This is a genomic window from Aquimarina spongiae (assembly GCF_900141785.1).
Lineage (GTDB): Bacteria > Bacteroidota > Bacteroidia > Flavobacteriales > Flavobacteriaceae > Aquimarina > Aquimarina spongiae.
On record NZ_FQYP01000001.1, the window covers coordinates 532,960 to 555,013 of the forward strand.

20 protein-coding genes are annotated in these 22,054 nt (G+C 35.0%); 9 read left to right on the plus strand and 11 right to left on the minus strand.

Features of this window, described 5'->3' with window-relative positions:
- Positions 1-211: 211 nt before the first annotated feature.
- The gene (locus BUE24_RS23800) at positions 212-385 is read left to right on the plus strand and encodes a hypothetical protein (RefSeq protein WP_170864529.1); all 174 of its coding nucleotides are present in this window, start codon (positions 212-214) and stop codon (positions 383-385) included.
- 485 nt (positions 386-870) lie between these two features.
- Here the strand turns inward: BUE24_RS23800 and BUE24_RS02325 are convergent, their stop codons facing one another.
- The 3 genes from BUE24_RS02325 to gcvT all read right to left on the minus strand — a co-directional run bounded on the left by BUE24_RS02325 (position 871) and on the right by gcvT (position 3,325).
- The gene (locus BUE24_RS02325; protein ID WP_073313377.1) at positions 871-1,284 is read right to left on the minus strand and encodes a thiol-disulfide oxidoreductase DCC family protein; all 414 of its coding nucleotides are present in this window, start codon (positions 1,282-1,284) and stop codon (positions 871-873) included.
- 58 nt (positions 1,285-1,342) lie between these two features.
- Positions 1,343-2,158 carry a sugar nucleotide-binding protein gene (locus BUE24_RS02330; protein ID WP_073313380.1) on the minus strand — a complete coding sequence of 272 codons (816 nt, stop codon included), beginning with the start codon at positions 2,156-2,158 and terminating at the stop codon, positions 1,343-1,345.
- 84 nt (positions 2,159-2,242) lie between these two features.
- A complete protein-coding gene (gcvT, locus tag BUE24_RS02335; RefSeq protein ID WP_073313382.1) occupies positions 2,243-3,325 on the minus strand; it encodes a glycine cleavage system aminomethyltransferase GcvT in 1,083 nt (360 codons plus the stop codon).
- Positions 3,326-3,554: 229 nt separating this feature from the next.
- Between gcvT and BUE24_RS02340 the strand changes: the two genes are divergently transcribed.
- From BUE24_RS02340 to BUE24_RS02370, 7 genes are all read left to right on the plus strand, one after another.
- Positions 3,555-3,971, plus strand: coding sequence for a DUF3052 family protein (locus BUE24_RS02340; RefSeq protein WP_073313385.1), 417 nt, complete (start codon positions 3,555-3,557; stop codon positions 3,969-3,971).
- Positions 3,972-4,033: 62 nt separating this feature from the next.
- On the plus strand, positions 4,034-4,438 hold the full coding sequence (locus BUE24_RS02345) for a lipocalin family protein (protein ID WP_073313388.1): 405 nt from the start codon (positions 4,034-4,036) through the stop codon (positions 4,436-4,438).
- A gap of 217 nt (positions 4,439-4,655) precedes the next feature.
- The gene (locus BUE24_RS02350) at positions 4,656-5,231 is read left to right on the plus strand and encodes an RNA polymerase sigma-70 factor (protein WP_170864530.1); all 576 of its coding nucleotides are present in this window, start codon (positions 4,656-4,658) and stop codon (positions 5,229-5,231) included.
- Positions 5,232-5,289: 58 nt separating this feature from the next.
- Positions 5,290-6,264, plus strand: a complete 975-nt coding sequence (locus BUE24_RS02355; RefSeq protein ID WP_073313390.1) for a FecR family protein — start codon at positions 5,290-5,292, stop codon at positions 6,262-6,264.
- Positions 6,265-6,404: 140 nt separating this feature from the next.
- Positions 6,405-9,878 carry a SusC/RagA family TonB-linked outer membrane protein gene (locus BUE24_RS02360; RefSeq protein ID WP_084549361.1) on the plus strand — a complete coding sequence of 1,158 codons (3,474 nt, stop codon included), beginning with the start codon at positions 6,405-6,407 and terminating at the stop codon, positions 9,876-9,878.
- Positions 9,879-9,891: 13 nt separating this feature from the next.
- Entirely contained in the window at positions 9,892-11,379 is a 1,488-nt protein-coding gene (locus BUE24_RS02365) for a RagB/SusD family nutrient uptake outer membrane protein (RefSeq protein WP_073313392.1), read from the plus strand.
- Positions 11,380-11,577: 198 nt separating this feature from the next.
- On the plus strand, positions 11,578-12,165 hold the full coding sequence (locus tag BUE24_RS02370) for an NUDIX domain-containing protein (protein WP_073313395.1): 588 nt from the start codon (positions 11,578-11,580) through the stop codon (positions 12,163-12,165).
- Here the strand turns inward: BUE24_RS02370 and BUE24_RS02375 are convergent.
- The 4 genes from BUE24_RS02375 to BUE24_RS02390 all read right to left on the minus strand — a co-directional run bounded on the left by BUE24_RS02375 (position 12,158) and on the right by BUE24_RS02390 (position 15,923).
- The gene (locus tag BUE24_RS02375; protein ID WP_073313398.1) at positions 12,158-13,315 is read right to left on the minus strand and encodes a peptidase MATCAP family protein; all 1,158 of its coding nucleotides are present in this window, start codon (positions 13,313-13,315) and stop codon (positions 12,158-12,160) included. The genes BUE24_RS02370 and BUE24_RS02375 overlap by 8 nt on opposite strands.
- A 79-nt stretch (positions 13,316-13,394) precedes the next feature.
- On the minus strand, positions 13,395-14,225 hold the full coding sequence (locus BUE24_RS02380; protein ID WP_073313401.1) for an N-formylglutamate amidohydrolase: 831 nt from the start codon (positions 14,223-14,225) through the stop codon (positions 13,395-13,397).
- Complete coding sequence (gene gshB, locus BUE24_RS02385; RefSeq protein ID WP_073313403.1) at positions 14,218-15,249, minus strand: glutathione synthase; 1,032 nt, start codon at positions 15,247-15,249, stop codon at positions 14,218-14,220. Before gshB ends, BUE24_RS02380 begins: the two co-directional genes overlap by 8 nt.
- 89 nt (positions 15,250-15,338) lie before the next feature.
- Complete coding sequence (locus BUE24_RS02390; RefSeq protein WP_073313406.1) at positions 15,339-15,923, minus strand: hypothetical protein; 585 nt, start codon at positions 15,921-15,923, stop codon at positions 15,339-15,341.
- 97 nt (positions 15,924-16,020) lie between these two features.
- Between BUE24_RS02390 and BUE24_RS02395 the strand changes: the two genes are divergently transcribed.
- Positions 16,021-16,905, plus strand: a complete 885-nt coding sequence (locus tag BUE24_RS02395) for a M28 family metallopeptidase (protein ID WP_073313409.1) — start codon at positions 16,021-16,023, stop codon at positions 16,903-16,905.
- Between the two features lie 33 nt (positions 16,906-16,938).
- Here BUE24_RS02395 and thrC read toward each other — a convergent pair whose 3' ends face one another.
- The 4 genes from thrC to thrA are packed head-to-tail and all read right to left on the minus strand — an operon-like array spanning position 16,939 to position 21,987.
- Complete coding sequence (gene thrC / locus BUE24_RS02400) at positions 16,939-18,228, minus strand: threonine synthase (RefSeq protein WP_073313410.1); 1,290 nt, start codon at positions 18,226-18,228, stop codon at positions 16,939-16,941.
- Between the two features lie 11 nt (positions 18,229-18,239).
- On the minus strand, positions 18,240-18,608 hold the full coding sequence (locus tag BUE24_RS02405; protein ID WP_073313412.1) for a RidA family protein: 369 nt from the start codon (positions 18,606-18,608) through the stop codon (positions 18,240-18,242).
- The gene (locus BUE24_RS02410) at positions 18,608-19,537 is read right to left on the minus strand and encodes a homoserine kinase (RefSeq protein ID WP_073313414.1); all 930 of its coding nucleotides are present in this window, start codon (positions 19,535-19,537) and stop codon (positions 18,608-18,610) included. Before BUE24_RS02410 ends, BUE24_RS02405 begins: the two co-directional genes overlap by 1 nt.
- A gap of 5 nt (positions 19,538-19,542) precedes the next feature.
- Complete coding sequence (gene thrA / locus BUE24_RS02415; RefSeq protein ID WP_073313417.1) at positions 19,543-21,987, minus strand: bifunctional aspartate kinase/homoserine dehydrogenase I; 2,445 nt, start codon at positions 21,985-21,987, stop codon at positions 19,543-19,545.
- Positions 21,988-22,054 lie beyond the last annotated feature (67 nt).

The following is a 22,054-nucleotide window of genomic DNA, read 5'->3' on the forward strand; positions in this document are numbered from 1 at the left end:
GTATCCTAATCTATACCCATATGAAATGTAAAATGAGTGAAGTAGTATTTTTATTGAGTAAACATGATCATTGCTTAAACGTTCAAGAATACATAGAATAGAGCAGGGGGATTTTCCCCTCCCTAATTTTAGTTAAACTCCCCTTACATCGTGTTTACCTAATCTATACTTTTGAAACATCACTTTATCACACTAATAAACAAAAATAATTATGAAACGGCTTTTACTTCCTTTAGCGCTTATTGCATTTGCTGTTATATGTTTGAGTATTGTACATATAGACAATGTAAATAAGCTTGATGCACAATCTGAAGAGTTGCGAAAGAAAATAAATTCTGAAAACGGAACAGAACAATTACATACCGATACTCCAGAAATGAAATGAATAGATAAGGACACCATTCTTATTAATGAGTAGGGCTTATTATGTTTTATATTCGTCCAGTATCACGTTATTTAATATATACTGTATAAATAAAAATTTAGTTAATATTACCTAAATTATAATCTGTTTGTATTTAGCAGGTTACATGATTTTACTATAAATCCAACTACATAGACTTAGCTAGATTGACGAATTCTAGTTCATGCTCTACGAATACTAAAAGTCGAAATGGGAATTAAATATTGGTTTTACTTTTATACCGTAAAAAAAGTAAGGTCTTTTTTTGTTCCAAATTGTTTTAATCCCAAAATAAAATGAAAAGGTTACTACTACCAGTATTATTAATTTGCTTTGCTATCTTTTGTTTATCCTATATACATATTGATAATATGAACAAGATAAACGAGGAGAAAGCTGCTATAGAGAAGCAAAAAGAAGAGGCCCTTCTTCTTACGGAGTAATCAACGAATAGGTTACCCTTGTTCTTATTGGTCGATGAATAGTGCTTTAAGCTCAGGGGTAGGAATCATACAACTATCCTTTTTACCAAACCATTTGTATCTATTTCTGGCGATAATATCGTATACCCAGTCTCTTAAAAATGTGGGAAGTATTAAAAAAACAGACAAAAGGGGATACCCACCTTTTAGGTGTTTTGCGATTTGCAATGCTGCGGTAGATTTATGATAATACGCAACTCCTGGATCAATCAATAGGATAGAATCTATTTCCTGGGTATTAATATTTCTTTCAGCAATTAGTTTTTGACCGATTTCACTTTGCAAAGAAGCATACACAAACACTTTGTGTTTGTCACGTTTGATGATAAAATTAATAGCTCCGTTGCACAAATTACAAACACCGTCGAACAGAATGATTTTTTTCCCTTCTTCAATCATAATGCAAAGATACGACGAATAATTTAGTGGCTTTTGGGCTTTAGTATTTTGTTATGTATTATTTTACAATCACGGATTCAATAACTTCTTGTGTAGTTATTTGAAGGTTTTTAGGGAGTTTGTTGTCTTTAGGGAGTACAGCAAGATATCTATCGTTATTAGAATCGTATACCTGTTTAAAAACAGGATCTTCTAGAACCATAGACTCGCATAATTCTTTGATCAAATCAAAATGATATGATAAATCATTACTCCCAAGATGAAAGATCCCTTTTTTATTTCTATTGATGATATAATGGATTTGCTGAGTCAGTTTAGAAATAGTAGTAGCATTAATAATCACATTGGGAAAGACCTCTATCGGCGCTTTAAGGTCGCACAAGGTTTTTAGCTCTTGAATTCTTGGAGTAGCAGGCCCAAAGATCATGGGCACTCTGGCAATTACATATTTGGAAGTAGGAAGACGCATCAAAGCATTTTCGATCTTAATCTTAAATCTACCAAACACACTATTACTTAGCGTTTTATCAAATTCGTAGGATGGATAGTTGCTAAAAGAATCAAATACATTCGCACTCGACATAAAAATTAATCTCGATCGATGCGTTTTGATCCAGTTGATGATCCGTTGATGAGCATCTAATTGCGAATTGAAATTTCCTCTAATCGCAGAAATGATAATCGCAGGTTTTAAATTATCCAGAAGAATAGAAATATCCTCTAATTCCATATCATATTGGAAAAATTTTTGATTTTTTTCAAAGAACGTATTGTCCTTGCAATAGGTTCCATAGGTATCATAATAGGAATTAAGCTCTTTGTATAGAGCATTTCCTATAAAACCACTGGCTCCTATGATCAGAATTTTTTTCAAAATGAAATGATGCTAAAAAAATTAAGTTTCAAACATTACAGATCTGTAACCTTGAAACTTAATCCTATTACTTTTATTATATAATTATCCTTTGTAAAAAGGTAATTTAACTACCGTAGCAGGAATTGCCTTTTTACGAACCTGAATATTAATTTTGCTATCCGGTTTGGCAAAAATGGTAGGAACATATCCTAATCCTATACCTTTTCCTAAAGAAGGAGACATCGTACCTGAGGTTACATTACCGATAACATTTCCATTGCCATCTACAATATCATATCCTTGTCTTGGGATTCCTCTTTCATCCAATTCAAAACCTACTAATTTTTTCTCTGCTCCTCGTTCTTTCTGCTTTCCTAATTCTTCGGCGTTGATAAAATCTTTGGAAAACTTGGTGATCCATCCTAAACCAGCTTCAATAGGGGAGGTGGTGTCGTTAATATCATTACCATAAAGACAGTACCCCATTTCCAGACGTAGTGTATCTCTAGCTGCCAATCCAATAGGTTTGATTCCAAAATCAGCTCCAGCTTCTAGTACCTTATCCCAGATTTGTTTTACTTCTGTATTTTTACAATAGATTTCAAAACCTCCACTTCCTGTATATCCTGTTGCTGAAATGATTACATGTTCAATACCAGCAAAATCAGCTACTTCAAAAGTGTAGAATTTTAAAGCTTCGAGATCTACAGAGGTTAGAGATTGCATAGCAGCAGCTGCTTTTGGTCCTTGGATGGCCAATAAGGAGTAATCCTCTGACAAGTCACGCATTTCTGCACCCATACTATTATGACTACTAATCCAATCCCAATCCTTTTGAATATTAGAAGCGTTAACCACCAATAGATATTTTTCGTCTGCTATTTTATAAACAATTAAGTCATCAACAATACCACCTTTATCATTGGGTAAACAACTATATTGTGCTTTACCATCAATTAGTTTTGATGCATCATTAGAGGTTACTTTTTGGATAAGATCCAATGCGTTGGGTCCGGTGATCAAAAACTCTCCCATGTGCGAAACATCAAAAACGCCAACCCCATTTCTTACAGTTTCGTGTTCTATATTCACACCTTCATAGGATACAGGCATATTATATCCTGCAAAAGGAACCATTTTGGCGCCAAGAGCGACGTGAGTTTCTGTTAAAGCAGTATTTTTCATTGTTAGCAGCTTATTTAATTGAAGGCCGAATGTAAAAAACTTTGGGTAGCTACACAATGCTTTTTTGTTATAATCTTGATAAATTGTTAACCAAAGTGCTTCCCTTTTATTGCTGCTTATGATATTTGTAATTTTCTTACAACTATCTCAATGATTATATATTTTGAACGGCCCTAACCAAACTTTTAATATCTTTAGAAAACATACGTAACCTTTAAATTGTTTGATCATGCCAACAGCAGGATATTCTGGAACACCCCTCGCAAAGAAACTTGGTATAAAAAAAGGGAATGCTATATTGTTGTATAATACTCCTAAATACTACTATAAGCTTTTTGCCGATTTTCCCGAAGATGTAACAGAACTTAACGCTGTTGCAGAAGAGGTTGCTGATTTTATACATGTTTTTTGTACCTCTTTTGAAACACTTAAAGAAGTCATACCTCAATACCAATCTGCTTTAAAAAAGAATGGAATGCTATGGGTGAGTTGGCCAAAAGGAAGCTCCAAAATAGCTACGGATCTTAAAAGAGATCCTATTAGAGAGTACCTCTTGAATATTGGATTGGTAGATGTTAAAGTAGCTGCTGTAGATGAAGATTGGAGCGGATTAAAGTTCATGTACCGAATAAAAGACAGAAAGTAAAAACAAAGAACAACAAGCAACCTTTTTCTTTGTAGATCATCTCTTTATAAAAGATCAATACCATGAAAAAGTATATCATCATTCTATTATTAAGTGTTGCCTTTGTTTCCTGCTCAAACGACGATGACAATCAGAGTCCTGAAGCAACAGTTATTGGTAAATGGAAATTGGTCGAAGCATTGGTTGATCCTGGAGATGGTAGTGGAACATTCCAACCTGTAGAAAGTAATCAAACCATCACTTTTTTTGAAACTGGTAGCGTGGTGTCAGAAAACGGATCACTTTGTAATATTTTTTCTGAATCTGCGGAGACAAGTACCGGTACGTTTTCGTTTGAAACCAATACCTTGGAAATTGGTTGTGTGGATGATGTGATTACACTTACCTTTGAGCGTACTACTTTAAATCTAATTATTTATTACCCTTGTATTGAAGGATGTGCTTTTAAGTATATAAGGGTCGATTAGGGCACAAGATACCTTCAAAAAACATAATGTTTGCAAATTATTTCTACATTGATTTTACAACCAAAACGTTTTTTGACTTAAAATTTTGCTGATTTCCCATAAATCAAATTAAATAATAATAGGATTCATGAAAATTGAACATCTTTTATTAAATGATTGTTGGTAAAATGTTAAGAAAACAAAAAAATATTTACCTTTATGATGTATTATTGTATCGTTGGAAAGGGAAATACACATAAGAAACAGTTACTTTATTAAAAGTATTAATGAAGGAAACAAAGAGGCTTTTAAAGTGCTTTTTGAGCTTTATTATGGCAAATTGTTATTTGTGGCCAGTAGCTATATTTCCAACAAAGAAGATGCTGAAGAGATCGTACAAGATGTTTTTGTAAAAGCGTGGAAAAAAAGAAAAAATATTTCTTCAAATATTAATGGATACCTCTTCAAAATCACCAAAAATAAATGTTTAGATTATTTAAGATCTAAAAAAGGAAAGCTAAGTGCTTTGGCTAATAATGCCTCACAAATTGAGACTTTTATCAATCATCAGGCATTATCAGATCTCGATTCGAATACAATTATCGAAAAAGAATTAGAACTTCAGATACAAGCAGGAATCGATTTGCTACCTGAAAAGTGCAAAAAAGTTTTTGTGAAAAGCCGAATTGAAGGCTTGAAAAACAAACAAATCTCTGAAGAATTGGAGATATCTATCAAAACTGTAGAGAACCATATGTCTAAGGCTTTAAAGCATATGAGACTACATCTTCGCGAATTTTTATCTTTTTTTTAAACTTTGAATAGGGGGTAATACTTTTTTTCTCGTCTTTATATATATAACACATATATAGATGCAGGAAAAGGAACTCATAAAATATATAAAAGGTGAAGCTAATCCAGAAGAAGTAAAGGAAATCTTAAAATGGATTAGAGAAAACAAAGAACACCAAAAACGATATGCTATTCTTAAAGCCAAATACGTTGCTTCCAATCTTGGTTGTTTGGATCATGAAGATGTAGACTTAAGTTATAAGAAGTTTTCTTCCAAAAGAAACAAGAGGAAAAGTGTATGGTATCAAACAGCCGTTGCAGCGGTATTACTTCCTTTGTTGATTTGGCAATCTTATACTTATTTTCAGAATGATGGTCTGATTGTAAATCAAGATAAAATTTCTACCGTTGTGGTAAAAAATATTGCCACAAATTATGGTGGACAGAAAACCATCAACTTACCAGATGGATCTACAGTAATATTAAATTCGGGAAGTTCGATTTCTTATCCCGAAAACTTTACGGATACCTTGCGGCAAGTAACCTTAAAAGGGGAAGCATATTTTGATATCGAAAGAGATGTCACAAAACCTTTTATAGTGCAAACAGATCACTTAAAAGTAAGAGTGCTAGGAACTTCTTTTAATGTAAAATCATATCCTAAGGATGATAAAATAGAAACAACTTTAGTTTCTGGTAAAGTAGAGGTGATTCAAGAAGAGACTGAAGCGCCTGTTGTATTAACTCCTTCTCAAAGAGCCACATTTCATAAAGAAGAAAGTGATATCAAAGTCGATCAAGTAGATTCTGATAAAATTGTTGCCTGGAAACAAGGAAAATTGGTGTTTGATAAAACTCCACTAAAGCAAGTAGTTCAGGATCTAAAGCGAAAGTATGATGTTGAATTTGTAATAGAATCTGATTCTCTATTGCATTATCGATACACAGGAGAGTTTGATAACTTAAGTTTAGAAGATGTTCTGGAGCTGATCAAACTTTCTTCATCAATAGATTATAAACGTAAAAACAATAAAATTATGCTAAACTCAGAATAGGAAAAAAAAGAGGGTGTTGCAGCACCCTCTTCATATCGGTCATTTAATTAAACTCAGAATTGAAATAATTAAAATCAAACAAAATTATGAAAAAAAACCGTTCGGGAGTTTTCTTGTCGAGAAAACATCTCATAAGAATTATGAAAATCTACTCGCTACTTATTTGTATTACCCTATCGAAGTTATTTTCATTCAATACTTATTCCCAGAATATTTCGATTTCGTTAAAAGAAGTTACACTAAAAGTAGCGATCGAAGAAATTGAAGAAAAGAGTGAATTTCGTTTCTTTTATAACAACAGTTTGATAGATATCTCCAAAAAGGTATCACTTACGGTGAATAACGAAAAGGTAAAAAGAATCCTAAACGATTTGTTTACAGGAACAAATATTGATTTCAGTATTTATAAAAATCAAATTGTACTTTTTCCGCACGATGGAAAAACTTCAGAGGAAACCTTCAAAAAGGTTTTGGATTATATTAAAAAGAATGCAGAGAGTTCTATCAAAAGGTCTACGATCCCGACTAATTTCAGTTTTGCTCAAAATCGAATTAGAGGGACAGTAATCGGATCAGATGGTGTTCCTCTACCAGGTGTTAATGTTGCTATAAAAGGAACTAATAGAGGGGCATTAACCGATTTTGATGGGAACTACGAACTGGATGCCAATTTCGGAGAAACCATGGTATTCTCATATGTAGGATTTGTTACTCAAGAAATTAGTGTTGATAAGAATAGGATAGATGTCACCTTGCAAGAAGATGTTAGTACCCTTGATGAAGTTGTGGTGGTAGCTTATGGTACGGCTAGTCGATCTTCTGTAGTGGGGTCAATTGCACAAATCGAATCCGAGGATATAGAAAGAAGACCAGTAACTAATGTACTTACCGTATTAGATGGGGCAGCTCCTGGGGTAAAGATTACTCCAGCAAATGGGCAGCCAGGATCTAGTCCTGCTATACGAGTTAGAGGTTTTGGTTCTATTAATGCATCTAATAGCCCATTAATCGTGGTTGATGGTGTCGAATTTGTAGGTAATTTTTCCAGTCTTAATCCAAATGATATTGCCAACGTTACTATACTTAAAGATGCAGCATCTACCTCATTATATGGGAGTAGAGCAGCCAACGGAGTGGTAATTATTACTACTAAAAAAGGTAAGAAAGGAAAAGATACTTTTTCTATAGATATAAGTCAAGGTGTAAGTACAAGAAGTATAGGAGAATACGATAGATTAGATCCGGCTCAATATTATGAAGCCATGTGGGAAGCATTGCGAAATAGTCTCTCTATTTCTGGTAATACCCCTCTAGCAGAAGCAAATCAACAAGCAACCGATGAGATTTTTGATGAACTGGGGATCAATCCATTTAATGTGCCCAACAATCAAATTGTATTACCAGATGGGAATATCAATCCAAATGCCAGTTTGCGATATGATGATCTGGATTGGCAAGAACTTTTGGTACGCACAGGATACCGCTCAAACTTGAATTTTTCTTATAGTGGTTCTAGTGAAACTACAGATTACTTTGCGTCCTTAAGCTATTTGGAAGAGGATGGATATATCATCAATTCAAATTTTGAAAGAATTACAGGTAGGATAAATATAAATAGTCAACTACATAAAAATTTTAAAACAGGGATCAATTTATCAGTAGCTTCGTCAGAATCGAATAATGCTAACGATGGAGGAAATACCAGTTTAGTAAATCCGTTCCGTACAACGAGATTAATTGCACCGATATATCCTGTGTTTTTACACGATGCTGATACAGGAGCATTTGTTTTGGATGAAAATGGAAACAGACAATTTGATAGTAGTAATAGTAGGGTAGGAAGTTCTGCAGGAAGAAATGTAATTCAAGAAACGATATTGAATAGGGATTCTGATAAGATATTTTCGGTAAATGCCAGAGCCTATACAGAGTTTAAGTTTTTGAATGACTTTACTTTTACATTTAACGCTGCTATGGATAAACGTTTTTTTAGCAATATCCAGTTCAACAATCCAATAGTTGGAGATGGAGCTCCGGATGGAGTTGCGGAAAAAGATGAAATTACAAATACAACCATCAATTATAATCAACTTTTGCGGTACAACAAAAACATTGGTGAACATGGTATAAGTGTACTTTTAGGACACGAAAGTTTTGATACCGAAAGAAACTTTTTTACCGCAAATAGAAGAGGGCAAGTAGTGGATGGTAATATAGAATTGATCAATTTTACAACCACTCAAGATGTAGACTCCAACACTCGAAGATTAACACGAGAGGGATATTTCGGGAGTTTTAACTACGACTATCGGAATACGTATTATTTATCCGGTTCGTATAGAAGAGATGCCTCCTCAAGATTTAGCGATGGTAACCGATGGGGAGATTTCTTTTCAGTTGGTGCCTCATGGAGATTGGATCAAGAAGCATTTGTTAGTAATGTAGATTGGATTAATTTATTAAAACTAAGAGCTTCATACGGGGAGGTTGGTAATGATAACCTGCTAGATGCAGCTGGAGTAAGTGATTTTTATATTAGTCAAGGATTATTTGACCTTGGATTTAATAATCAGTTAGAAGGAGGTATTTTATCGGCTACTACAGGTAATCCAGATATCACCTGGGAAACCAATATTCAATCTGATGCTGCAGTAGAATTTGGATTTTTGAATAACAGAATTTCAGGAACGATCGAATATTATAGAAGAAAATCAAAAGACTTATTATTTCTAGTGCCAATTCCAACAGCTTCTGGTTTGGATACTAAACCCGATAATATCGGTAGCATGGTCAATAATGGTTGGGAGTTTGATTTGAATTTTGGGATCATCAATAGTGCAAATTTTGATTGGAAATTAAATATAAATGCTGCTACAATAGCCAATGAGATTACAGAATTACCACAAGAAGAAATCATTAATGGTACTAAAAAATTAGTCGTAGGTGGCGATATTTTCGCCTTTTTCCTTAGAGATTGGTATGGGGTAGATCCAGATGATGGCTCTGGTTTGTTTGTGTTAGACCCAGAACTTGGTGCTGTTGGAGATAGTGATGTTCGAACAGCTACGGATGGAACCATTGTGACCACCAATCAAAATAAGGCTTTGCGAGATTTTGTTGGAACTGCTGTTCCAGATTTGTTTGGAGCATTTACCAATACGTTTAGATATAAGAATTTTGATCTTGGATTTACATTTACCTACCAAATAGGAGGACAGACCTATGATACAAACTATGCTAATCTTATGGAATCTGGTGAGTTTGGAGTAGCATTAAGTACTGATATCTTGAGACGTTGGCAACGGCCAGGAGATATTACCGATGTACCTAGATTAGATGCAAATCAAACAGCTGCTTTTGGTGCGGCGTCTGATAGATGGTTGGTGAAATCCGATTTTCTTGCGCTACGACAAGTGAATATGTCTTACAATTTTGACAAGGATTTGGTGAACAAATTGGGACTTGCAAATGCTAGAATATATGTAAGTGGAGAAAATATTTTTGTAATTAATGAACGTAAAGGTCTTGAACCTGGTCAAAGGTTTAATGGTACTACATCAAACCGATTTACTCCTTCAAGAGTAATTTCATTAGGATTCAACGCAACATTTTAAAAAAAAAGAAATCATGAAAACATATAGAAGATTATTGATGTTCAGTATGGTTTTATCCGGTCTTGTATTTAATTCTTGCTCAGAGGATTTCTTGGATGAAACACCCACAGAATCAGTTTCTATAGAAGAAGCTACTGCAACAACTACCAACTTATTTACCATTGTTAATGGTATACATAGATCATTGTATATTAGGTATGGCTCGCAAGGGAGAACAGGAGTAGGAGCACTTATGTTACAAAATGAAGTGCTCGGGGATGATTTTGTAATGACTTCAAGAGCTAATGGTTGGTTTATAAATGCATATCAGTGGAATGATCATACTAATGCTGCAGATGCCGATGATTTATTTCCTTATAGAACTTATTATAGAATTATTAGAAATGCTAATACAGTAATCAACGGAGCCGACAATGCTATGGGACCGGACGAAGAAAGAAATGCGGCCAAAGGGCAGGCTTTGGTATATAGAGCTTGGGCACATTTTCAACTCGTCCAGTTATATGGCATTCGATACCAAACGGGCCAAGTAAATGATCAAATGGGTGTACCTATTGTATTAACTACTGCATTTGAACCCTTACCACGCTCTACCGTTGAGGAAGTGTATACTCAAGTCAACGAAGATCTGGATGAAGCTATCATACTTTTGGATGGATACGGTAGACCAAATAAATCTCACTTGGATCAGAGTGTAGCACAAGGATTAAAAGCTAGGGTGGCATTGGTACAAGGAAACTATGCTATTGCTGCGGATTTTGCTGAAATGGCCAGGGCTGGGTATCAGTTGATGTCAAGAGATGACTATTTTAATAATTTTAGTGATTACGAAAGTAATGAATGGATGTGGGGAAGCCATATCGTAGAAGATCAAAGTGATACCTTTGGTAATTTTGGAGCCTTTATTTCTCGAAACTTTAGTTCTTCTAACATACGGGGTAATCCAAAGGCTATTAATAGTCTATTATATGATACCATGTCTGATACTGATGTACGAAAATCATTGTTCGATCCTACCGGAGATCATGATGTATTACCTCCTGGAATTGTAATTTCGTCAAGACATCGTAAACGACCATTTACAAGTCAAAAGTTTATTGCTGAAGGAGTAGGAGATAGTAGGATGGATGTACCCTATATGCGAGTTTCTGAAATGTATTTGATTGAAGCTGAAGCAAAGGCGAGATTAAATGATCCTACAGCCGCAGATGTTCTTTTGATTATTGGTGCTGAACGTGATCCTTCATATGCAAGATCAGTAAATACAGGAACAGCTTTGGTTGATGAAATTTTGCTACATAGGCGTTGGGAATTATGGGGAGAAGGTTTTAGGTTTTATGACTTAAAACGAACAAATGCCGCGCTTAATAGAAATGGTGCAAACCATTCTACAACTCTGGCAGTCGTTTTTGACGTACCTGCTGGAGATAATAGATGGCAGTGGCTTATTCCTCAACGCGCATTGGATGCTAACCCTTTATTAAGGCAAAATCCATTGTAATTAAGCCTTAATTAATAAACTGAATTATATAATTGTTTAGTTTGTGTTAGCCTTTTGTAATGAGTTCAATTGTTTTGTAAAAAACATTGGACTCATTATCAAAGTATTTTGATGATTAAAGCATTGCTTTATCCATATGCTTTTAAAAAACAAAGATTTTTTTAGATCTCTGGATGAATTAATCTGTACTTTTAAAATATGAAATTTCATATTCTAAAAGAGATGACTGTTTACCAGGATTTTTTGAGAATAAAAAAAGCTTGGATCAAACACGACCGTTTTGACGGAGCAAGTAGTGTTACGTATGATCGAGAATGCTTGGATAAAGGAGATTTTGCAACGGTATTACTATTTGAAAAAGATACTAAGCAAATCATTCTCGTTAAACAATTTCGATATCCCAGCATTCATCATGGTGATGGTTGGGTTTTAGAAATTCCAGCTGGAGGAATAGAAGTAGGAGAGGATCATAAAGAATGTGCTATTCGAGAAGTATATGAAGAAACGGGATATGTAACCAAAAATCTTGAGCATATGGTTACCTGTTATACCTCACCTGGAATTACTAATGAGCGCATGATTCTGTATTACGCAGAGGTAGATCAAAATGATAAAACTGGTGAAGGAGGGGGAAACACAAATGAAGATGAAGATATTCAGCTGCACAAATACAATATCTCCGAAATCAAACAGCTTTTACTATCAGGAACTATCAACGATGCAAAAACAGTCATTGCTTTGCAATGGTATTTACTTCATAAAATAGGAGATAGATATACTATTTGAGATTGGTTAGGATAAAATCCAGCTTTTTATTAGTATTCAAATTTTGAGCAAAAGAGTCAGTAACATGCTTACTGCGATTGGCGAGTCCCAGTTCCTGTAAGCGTAAGATACTATCTTTATTTTCTAAGGTCACTTTACCGGTAAGTAATAGATTCATATCTTGCTCAGAGTGGTAGTAATCATATACTTTCTTCAATCCGGTAAGGTATAAGTAATCTTTGGTAAATCCACCTCCTCGATGCACTCTGAGTGTAATCTGCCAGGCAGCTTCGCGATCTAATTTGTATTGACTATATAACAAATCAAAAGTACCTTTAAAATCGTATCCTTTGATCAGACTATCAGCAGCAATAACTCTATAGGCTAGTTCTTTCATTCTTTTCAAAGTCAAACTTCCTGACATGTATTCGCTAAATACTGCTAGCCCTTCCTGAGTTTCCGTATTGTTTACAAAACCATTAGAGAAAACTTTTAGGGGCTGACTTTTTCCATTAAAAGTAGTGACCATATGTACTCCAATTTCATGATTGGCCAAAACGTTTAACTCGTTTTCACTGAATTTGTAATTCCTTTTTAATACCAACGTTTCAGAAGCGTTTAGTACCATGGCTGAAGCCGAGATATGCGTAGATTTTTTGATGTTAAAATCAAAATCATATCGTTCTGAAAACTCATTGAAATAATTTTCAGCTTCATCAACAGAGTACTTCTTGATCATACTGTCAGGAACAGGTTCGTCCTCAAAATGAAGAATAAAACGAGCATTTTCTACATCACGCTCCTTAGGTGTTCCAAATACTTTTAAAGAATTGTAGTAAAAATTCTTTCCGCTCCCTATGGTTTCTATGCATTGTATCAGGCCAGAATATTCATAAATAATATCCTGATATAATTTTCTGATCTGTCTATCCTCGATACGCTCTAATTTTTGATCAAAAAATAAGCGCTGCATTTTATAAGGGTTAAACTTGATCTTGCGATACTTAAAAGTGGGATTTTTACGGTATTTGCTAGTAAAAAACAGTTTTTTTTCCTGCTCAATATTCAAAGGATTAAGAAAATTGAGTAATTCAATATTCTTAACCAGAAGATCCAAATTTTGATCGATCTTAAAAAGATCACTATAGGTAGCTACAACATCTTCAATCATTATCTTGTCGTTGATTCTTTAAGGATTCGAGAATCACAAACTAACTGCAAAAAATGCAGATTAACAAATAGGTTGGCATTTAATCAATGAATCGGTCAAAAAATGATTTTGCGTGATCGGGGAGTATAGTTTTTAGCTGTGTTTCTATAGCGTGAACTACTTCAGGATATAGAATGTAATTTAGCTCATCGCAATATATTTTCGAAAATTCTGTAGCCAACACCAAGGTATTCTCAAAGTTTGCGGTAATGTATTTTAGAAAATAACCATTTCCTTGAAAAGTGTCATTTATAGCTGCAGATGTTTTCTCAATATGTGGTAGCTTAATGTTAGACAGTACATTACACCAGGTTTGGGCAAAAGCATCATATTTGGTGTGATCAATATTTTTGGTCCCCAAGTTAATAATAGGTACTTCTCGATCCCATCGCCGCCAGTTGTACGAGTGCATATCATAAACGATTGCAGCTCCGTGTTTTGACTCGATTTTTGAAATCAAAGCCTGAACAACTTTGTAAAAATTATGATGCTTTTCAAGAGATCTGTGTTTTACCTCTGCAGGTAATGGTGTTTTCCAAAGTTTTTTGCCCCATGCATCCTCATAAACTGCAATTTCAGGAGATCTGTTTAAATCATATTCAAATCTTGAGTCACATCCAGCAATAACAATAGGATGACTTTGCACCATTTGTCGGGTAGCAGGATCCTCTTCATACCAACGATCGTATTCAGAATGTAGGCAGTACTCCCAAAGTTCTTTTCGAAATTGATGTCCATCGTGTACGGCTGCACACACATAATAGTCATAAGCCTCGATTTTCAAAGTAAAAGAATAGTCGTTGGAAACAGCATGGAAAGGTTCTTCCCGGTGTATTTTTTCAATAATATCCTCGATGGATAGTTTAAGCATCATCTACAGTTTTTCTGAGTTTCGCTTTGCGATCGAATCTGTTTACGCGTTGCACTACCTTATCTTCGATAAAATCAACTACCTTTTCTTGTAGTCGTACTTTATATTTTTTATTGATATAGGTGATTCCTCCAGGACTCATCACATTGACTTCAACCAACATTCCATTAATAACATCGATCCCTACAAAATACAACCCATCCTTAACCAATTTGGGTCCAATCTTTCTACATAGTTCTTTTTCGGTCTTTGTTAATGAGTGTTTTACTACAGAACCTCCGGCGGTTACGTTAGATCGGTGATCATCTTCCCCTGGAATTCTTCGCATGGCTCCAATAGGTTTCCCGTTGAGTAGTAGTATACGGACATCACCTTGATCGGCACCTTCTATATAATCTTGAAGAATTACATAGTTACTAGATCCATCTTTGTTATCAATGTAGAAATCCAATAGAGATCTGAAACTACTCATCGCTCCTTTTTCGATCAGAATAACTCCAGAGCCACCAAAACCATTCAAAGGTTTCAATATCATCTTATCGTTAGAAGCTTCTTTGATCATCTTGATCAAGTACTCCTTATTTTTAGTAACATGAGTTTTAGGAATAAAATGAGTTTCCAAATCGTCGAATGCCGCCGTATACAATTTATTATTTGCTCTACGGATACCATCAATATCATTCATGATAAAAACATCATCTTTTACCGAATCCAAAAAGTTTAGCATGATCATATCTAGTGGAGGATTACTTCGTAAAATAATCACATCAAATCCTGCTAGTGGAAGCATTTCATCTCTAAAAGAGGTTTTTGCATGAAAAGATTTCATCGAAGAGGAAATCTTTTCGGTTCGATTGATCACTTTACAAAATGAATAGGTGACACTATCCCTAATCGTCAAATTATAGGGAGTAGCAAGAGCAACACCATGTCCTCGTTTAGCACATTCATGAATAAGTGTTAGGGAAGTATCATTTTCAGGATCTATTTCTTCCCATGGATACATTAAAAAGCAAACATTCATTATAGACGATTTTTGAATGTGAAAATTTACGTTTTTTATTAGAAAATCAAGAAAAAACCTAAAATAAAGTTTCTTCTCCTTTCAAACTATTATTCGCATTTGATATTAACCTCCACTTTATTTAATTTTTTCCATACCGGATGACTTGTAGGTTGCGGTGAAATATCAAAACGTACTAAATGTTTGTTTTCCTTTTGACAGGTTGTGTGATTTACTATAATAAAAAGCTCAACGGGTTGTTTTGTAATAAAAGCATCATAAGTTAACACTTTACCGACAAAGGTTGTTTCATTGATTTTTTCGAAAAAAGCCTTGGATTTTGGGATTTGATTCTCATTATCGTTGGATTTTGCAATGACATTCATGAGTCCGTCGTAATACATTTCAAGCTCTTTTTCTATTTTTTTTGTGGTTAAACTTGGATTTTGATCAATTTCCCACAAAAAAACATAAGAAAAATAATCCTTTGCTTCTTCGGTTCCCCATCCAGGAGCAAATTCTACATACTCTACACCTGTATATGCTAATGAAGGCGCAAAATCTAAGGGAAGTTGGAGAATTTCACTTCTCCAGCCATCTGGTGCAGAAAGCTTGTTTTTGACAGATTTTTCTGGGCTACATTGTAAGAATAATAAAAAAAATGTAAAAAAAGGTATGGTTTTTGTCAATTTCATTTTTGAAGTATTATTTTAGTGCTAAAAGTACTAAATTGTATTATTATAGAATTTTCATAAATTTGTGTTAAAGCAAATGGAATACAAAACCTACAAAATGAATTATTATAGAACATTTTTACTATTACTCTTTTTCGTGATTCAGGTGGCCCCAGCTCAAACTGAACAGGATAGAAGAGAAGCCGAGATCATTAATATCCAAAGGGATATCGTTGCCAAACTTACTGGGCACGAACCTATTAAGGGTAAAAAGAAACTAAGCAGTAGATTTACCAATGCCGAGAGAAAAGCAACGGCCGACTATTTAGTAAATTCTTTAAAAGACATTGGTTTAAAACCAGTGAAGGAAAATTATAACGTTCAAGACAAAAAGGGAAATCAATATAACGGAAATAATGTTTATGCAGAAATTCCTGCTACAAATGGTAGCGACGAATGGGTGTTGATTTGTGCACATTATGATACAGTAGAGAAAAGCCCTGGTGCAGTGCATAACGCAACAGGTGTTGCAATTGCTTTTTATGTGGCTAAAAAAATTGCAGAACTAGATGTTCGAAATAAAAACTTTATGGTCGTATTCTTTGATCATTGGAAAAGTAATATGATTGGTACTAGAATATTTACCAAAAAATTACAAACTGATGGATATAACGTACACTCTATGCACAGATCAGATTATATGGGATGGGATAATGACGAAGATCGTGCGATAGAACTATTGGCGTCTAGCATTAGCTTGGAATCCTTATATCGTATCGAATCTCCTGTACCTGTGTATAAGCGTGAAGTAGCTACTCCAGAAAGTAGATTCTTTTCTAACTTTGGTTATGAAACTGTTACTCTTACAGCAGAATTAAAAAATGCAGATAATTCTCCTTTTGTTAGACAAAGCGAAGACAAGTATACGACGGTTAATTTTAAATATTTGGCGTCAACTACAGAGATTACCTATAATGTAATGAAGGCATTAGCCACGGAATAAGAAAGATCGGAAAATTTTATAACGAAAGAGTTCTTACTGAAGTAAGAACTCTTTTAGTTTTTGATAACTATCTATAGGAATACTTTGCTTTTCTTTATCAAGAACACTTTGAATTTGCTCAGGAATGTCAACAGTAACATCCAAGGTATCTTCCACTATATCAAGGAATTTTACCGGATGAGCGGTCTCCAGGAAAATGCCGTAATCTGTTCTATTTAATTGATGTTCCTTTAAACCTAAATATCCTACAGCACCATGAGGATCTGCGATATACCCACTAGTGTCATATACGCTTTTCATTGCTTCTTTGGTTTGTTGATCATCAAAACTATAGGCGGAGAAGAATTCCTTTAATACTTCAAAATTATTGTCAAACAACTCCTGAATTCTAATAAAATTACTTGGATTACCTACATCCATTGCATTTGATATGGTTGCCTTTGAAGGTTTAGGCTCATACTTTTTGGTTTTCAAATACGAAACAACGGTATCGTTGATGTTGGTAGAAGCGATAAAATGCTTTACCGGGAGACCTAATTTCTTAGCGACAATACCTGCACAAATATTTCCAAAATTACCACTAGGTACCGAAAATGTAATTTCCTTTCCTTTATGTTTTACTTGCTTATAGGCAAACAAAAAATACAACAATTGTGGAAGCCACCTGGCTACATTAATTGAATTTGCAGAAGTTAGTTGAACACTATCAGTTATACTAGTGTCTAGAAATGCGGTTTTAACCATATCCTGGCAATCGTCAAAAACGCCATCAACTTCTAATGCAGTAATGTTTTGACCTAGAGTAGTTAACTGCCTTTCCTGAATGTCACTTACTTTACCTTTGGGATAGAGAATTACAACGTCGACTCCCTCAACTCCTAAGAACCCTTTTGCAACGGCTCCTCCTGTATCGCCAGAAGTCGCTACCAAAACAGTAACCTTGTTTTTATTATGTTGGTTAAAATAACCCAGACACCTTGCCATAAAACGAGCACCTACATCTTTGAAAGCCATGGTTGGCCCATGAAACAATTCTAATGTTCCTATATTGTCCTGAATATCTACTACAGGGAAATCAAAACTCAAAACATCCATTAAAATATCTTTGAGTTCTTCTTCAGGAATTTCATCACATACAAATTGTTGGATTGCCCGAAAAGCAATTTCAATGTTATCCAACGTATCAATAGTTTCAAAAAAACTATTGGGCAGGGGAGTTATGTTTTCTGGAAAATACAAGCCCCTATCTGGCGCCAAACCTTTGATAACAGCTTCAGAAAAAGAAACCTTTGGTGCGTTATGATTTAAACTATAATATAACATTTGTTTGTCGATTAATGGTTGAGTACGGCCGAAAATTCAATTTCGACCAAAATTTCGGGATCAATGAGTTTAGATACTTCTACAAGAGTAGCAACAGGTCGTATTTCTTTAAAAAATTCTCCATGTGCTTTTCCTATCAATTCCCATTTTGAAATATCGGTACAGTACATCCTAGTGCGTACCACATTGTTAAGGTCTGCTCCAAGATCCTTTAATGCTTGTTCGGCAATTTTGATAATACCTACAGTTTGTTCATATTCATTTGCTCCACTGGCTGTAGTTCCAGAAATTTCAATAATATCTCCTATTTTGATAGCTCTCGAATATCCTACAATATCTTCCCAGGGAGCTCCAGTACTTATTTTCTTTATTTCTTTCATTATGAATCGATTATTTTAACGCCTTGATCATTGATTTTTGAGACATGGATATCAAACGCAAGTCCCGTGGTATCATACACTTCTCGAATTGCAGTAGCAACATGATTAGCTGTTTCAGTTCCTTTACTAAGCGCAAAAATCGAAGGTCCGGATCCTGAAATCCCACACCCAAGAGCTCCTTTACTCATTGCAGCTTCTTTCACTGCATTAAATTCAGGGATCAGAATGGAGCGCAATGGCTCAATGATTACATCCTCCAGACTACGACCAATAAGACCATAATCCTCAGTATACAATCCAGCAACAAGCCCACCAACATTTCCCCACTGCCGAATCCCATCCTTGAGGGTGATATTAGTTTTAATTACAGAACGAGAATCTGAAGTTTTTACCTCGATTTGAGGATGAATTACGGTCATCATTAAATCTTCTGGAGTATATAATTTAATCACATCGAGAGGAGTGTAACTACGTACCAGGGTGAAGCCGCCTAAAAGGGCAGGGGCCACATTATCTGCATGTGCATTACCACTTGCCAGTTTTTCTCCTTCCATAGCAAAGGCAACAAGATCCTGAGGCGAAAAAGGATTGCCTAACAAATGATTAACCGCCCAAACAGCTCCGGCACTACTGGCAGCGCTACTACCAATACCACTTCCTGCTTTTATTTTTTTGTAAATCTCTATATCTACTCCCGGGGGTTGATCGTACTTTTTAAGCAAAGCTTCGACAGCAACACCCGCTACATTTTTGTGTGTCTCGAGAGGGAGATCAGCACCTTCAATTTTGGTGATTTTTACACCTGGATCTTCATGCAAGGAAATCACCATTTCGTCACCTACAGTATCCAAACAACATCCTAGCACATCAAATCCACAGGATAGATTGGCTACAGTAGCAGGAGCGAATATTTTAATACGTTTGTTCATCTCCACTATTTTTTACCTATTCTAATGATATCTGCAAAAATTCCCGAAGCAGTTACATCCGCTCCGGCACCTGCTCCTTTAACAATAAGAGGCTGTTTTGGGTACCTGTCTGTATAAAAAAGAACAATATTATCACTACCCTCAAGGTTGTAAAAAGGATGATCTGCAGGAATGAATTGTAATCCTACTTTTGCCGTACCATCTTCGTATTGTGCTACATATTTTAATCGACTATCTTTTGCATTTGCCTCCCCAAGAATAGATTTAAAATGAGACTCATTTCCAGTTAGGGAGGTGAAAAAATCTTCTACGTTATTGGTTTCCAAACTATCAGCAGGTAAGAAAGAATCATTTTCAATATCTTCTAGTTCCATGATTTTACCACTTTCTCTGGCTAGAATCAGAATTTTGCGAGCTACATCGACACCGCTTAGATCAATTTTTGGATCAGGCTCGGTATATCCTTCTTGCTGTGCTTGTTTTACTATATCATGAAAGGTAACACCTTCTTTGTAATTATTGAAAACAAAATTGAGACTTCCAGATAAGACCGCCTGTATTTTGTGAATATTATCTCCTGAAGCAATAAGATTATTGAGTGTATCTATAATCGGCAAACCAGCACCTACGTTGGTTTCATATAGGAACGAAGCATTAAATTTTCTGGACAAGTTTTTCAACTCTTCGTAGTTGTTATACTCGTCGGCACAAGCAATTTTATTACAGGTTACTACTGCCATACTTTCGGCTAGATAGTATTTATAGATTTTTGCAATGTCTGGGTTAGCTGTATTATCAACGAATATAGAGTTCCTTAAGTTCATCTCCTTTGCTTTTTCAAAAAATGCCTTGGCATCAGCCTTTTCTCCATTAGCCAGTTCTTTTTCCCATTGGTCTAAAGCAATACCTCCTTCATCAAAAATCATTTTCCGGGAATTCGACATACCGACCACTCTAATTTTTAGTCTTAATTTATCTTTAAGATATTTTTTCTGCTGATCTAGCTGTTCTAATAATTTGCTTCCTACATTTCCAACACCGGTAATAAACAAGTTTAATTGTTTTGTTTTCACTTCAAAGAACCTTTCGTGTAAGGTATTTAGCGCTTTTTTGATGTCTTTTTCTTCGATGACCACAGAAATATTTTTTTCTGAAGCTCCTTGGGCAATGGCTCTAATGTTGACATTGTTTTTACCTAAAGTGCTAAACATCTTACCACTCAATCCCTGATGAGAATACATATTATCTCCAACCAGGGCAACAATGGCTGCTTTGTTTTCAATTTTTACAGGATCTAATCTCTTTTTAGCAATTTCAAATTCAAAAGTGGTATCCAAAACTGTTTTGGCTTTTGAAGCTTCAGATGCTTCTATCGCCAAACAAATGGAATGTTCTGAGGATGCCTGAGTGATGAGAATCACATTGATGTTATTAAGAAAAAGCGTTTCGAACAAACGTTTTGAAAAACCTGGAATACCAACCATACCACTACCTTCCAAAGAGATAATGGAGATATTATCAATATGACTAATCCCTGTAACTGGTTTTTCCCGATCCGAGACTTCTCTTGTGATTAATGTGCCTTTAACTTCGGGTTCGAAAGTATTTTTGATAACTATAGGAATATTTTTATCCAGTACTGGGTGAATAGTAGGAGGATAAATCACCTTCGCCCCAAAATGAGAGAGCTCCATAGCTTCATGATATGAAATATGAGCTACTGGTTTGGCTTGTTTTACCAATTTTGGATTAGCAGTATACATACCGCTTACATCTGTCCAGATTTGTAACTCATTGGCATCTATTGCAGCGGCCAGAATTGCAGCCGTAAAATCGGATCCTCCTCTTCCTAGAGTAGTGGGTTCTCCATCTTGTGTTCTAGCCACAAATCCAGGAAATAGGCACACTTTGTGTTTTGTAACCGATGCAAACTCCTTGATTCTTTGATTAGTTTCTTTATAATCTATAGAAACTTTTGAGTTTACCGTTTTGACAATCAGGTCTCTTGAATCCTTCAAAACAATATCAAGCCCTTTTACTTTAGCCGCTTCAGATATAATGTAAGAAGACAACATTTCACCAAAACTTGAAATTACCGAAGCAGTTTTTTCAGACAATTCACTTAATAGAAAAACTCCTTCACAAAGAGATTCAAGTGCATTAAGTTCAGTTTTTACTTTACTGATAATGGCACTTTGAGAAGTAATAGGAATTAACTCTTTTATGGCATCAAAATGTCTTTGCTCGATAGTGGCAAGCGTTTGTTTATATGCTTCATTATTGTTTGAAGCTTCTTCTCCTGCTTGTAATAATAGGTCTGTAATTCCTCCCATTGCGGATACTACCACATACAAAGGTGTGGTAGAAGATTGGTTTTCAATGATATGAATTACCTTTTCTATGGTAGCCGCATTGGCTACAGACGAACCTCCAAATTTTAGAACGTTCATAATATGTTTTTTAGATTGAAATAAAAGTGATAAAGCTTAATTTTCGGTAGCTTAATCTTAATAAACT